The 2,091-nt window shown below is 63.8% G+C and carries 1 protein-coding gene; it reads right to left on the bottom strand.

Annotated elements, in window-relative coordinates:
* Nucleotides 1-2,091, bottom strand: a 2,091-nt coding sequence (locus E0E29_RS18380) for a hypothetical protein (protein ID WP_165449977.1), incomplete at both ends; no start/stop codon positions are given.

Raw genomic sequence — 2,091 nt, 5'->3', positions numbered from 1 at the left:
TCTCCGGTCTGGTCGTAGAGCCGCTGCACCTCCTCATCCACCGCCGTCACATTCCGCTGGTCGGTGTAGGCGGGGTTGAAAAGGTTTTGGATGGACCGGATGATGGGGTCTCCCGTCTCCTCCTGCCGCCCCCAGGCGTCCACATAGGGGATCTGCTGGTAGTCCCAGCCGGGGAGCCGGGCTGACGCCTTGCCAAGGGCGTACTGGGCATCCGTGGGGAGGGGGAGGTTCTTGTCGGTGTAGGTGGTCATGCGCACGTCCTCGCCGCTGCGCTCCAGCTGGCCGCCCAGTGCGGGGATGGCCTGGGTGAGGTAGGAGACGATGGAGGACCACAAAAGGCCGCTCAGCTTCTCGTTGCTGGCTGCGTAGGACACGTTGTCAATGAGGTCGTTGAGGGACTGGAGCATGGACATTTCCAACATCGGCTCGGAGATGGAGGAAAAAACGTTCTTGATGCTCTCCGCCGTCAGTCCGTTTTCGCCCAGGGAGTTCATGAGCTGCACGCCCATGAAGAAGGGCAGGGCCTCCGGGGCCAGCCAGTCCAGGGTGACCGACCCGCCGCCGGGGAGGTTGAGGGCGTAGGACTGCGCTCCCGTCAGGTCGTTCATGGCCTGCTGCTTCTCGTCGGGGTCGTCGCCGCCGGTGACGATGCCTTTGGAGGCCAGAAGGGCCCCCAGGGCCATCAGGGCGGAGCCGGTGAGACCGGCGGCAATATTGTCGATGGCCTCCGCAGCAGATATTTTTCCTGTTCGTACCTTGTGCAAGTCGCCTTCGATCAAGCCAATCTCGAATGGGTTTATAGAATTTAGAAATCCAAGGGGGCTGTACTCCACGCCTCGGACCAGGATGTTGGCCGGCGTCCGCTTGAAGGGCAGGACGGCCTCGCCCAGAGTGCCCAGAGACCGGGCGGTCCGCACCACCGCGTCGGAGAACTGGTTTTTATCGTTGAAGGTGGCCCTCTGCGCCTCCTGTCCGGCGTAGTCCCGGGCAGCGTTGAGCAGTGTTTGGTCCACCTGGCCGGACCGGAGCTGTTCAGCCGTGACGCCGTTCGCGTTGAGATAGCCGGACAGCGCCCCGGCGTAGGTAAGACGCTTGAAAAGCGTGTCCTCGGCGCTCAGCGCGGCGCTGTTTCCGCGTCTCGCTGCTTCCAGCGGCTTTGTCTTGAAGATCGTCCTCTTGTCATTGATGATGCTTTGCACGTCGTCGTACTTGCTGCCGCTCAGCACGTCCGCCACGTTGTTATAGTCCCTCCAGGCGGCGGCGTACAGCTCCGGGCTGGTGGCAAAGGACTTGGTGCGCTGAAGCTTGCCGCCGGAAGCGGCGCTCACGCCGGATTCGATGAGGGCGGCCACCCGGTCCTTCATGAATCGGACCGGCATAAAGCCGGCGCTGCCCGCCACGTTGCGGATGTGGGTCCTGGGATTGCACAGCATGGCCAGATACCGCCAGGCGTTCCACTTGTCCTTCCAGTTGGACGGCACCTGGTCGGCCACGTTCTGATAGATCTCCTCCAGCACCGCGTCCCGCCCGGCCTGGTCGGTCTGCTGCTCAAACTTGGTGATGAGGTCCGGGTCGATGGTGATTTCCTGCCCCTTCAGCGTTTTGGAAAGCGTTTTCTGGAGGTTATCCACCGCCTTCTGAGCGGCGTAGAGCTGATAGCTCGGGTCTAACTTCCGCAGGATGCTGGCTGCCTGGACGGCCTGTCCGGCGGCGGTCTCCATCTGGGCGTAGAGGGAGAGGAGCTCAGCGGTGGCCTTGCCGTCCCCGGCGTTGGCGGCGTTCACCAAAAGCTGCTGGCCCAGGGTGGCCAGGTCCTTGGAGACCACGCCCTTCTGGACCGCGTTGGAAAAGTCGCCCAAAGCCCGCTGGAAACCGTCCCGCTCGATCTGTGCAACGGCCCGGCGGATGGAATCCTGGTCGGTCACGCGGTCATAGGAGAGCTGACCAGATAGGACCATGCGCTGGATTTCGCCCACCACCTCGTCGGGGATGGCCCTGGCCCCCATGGCGGTGGAGGCCGTCTTGCGGATCTTCCGCCCTGACGGGTCGGTGGTGGGCACGTCCACAGGCCGGGCCGCGTTGGCCCCCTCG

This window comes from Intestinimonas timonensis (assembly GCF_900626145.1).
Classification (GTDB): domain Bacteria; phylum Bacillota; class Clostridia; order Oscillospirales; family Oscillospiraceae; genus Intestinimonas; species Intestinimonas aquisgranensis.
Note: the sequence above shows the minus strand (reverse complement) of the source record. Positions and strands in the feature narration are given on the sequence as shown.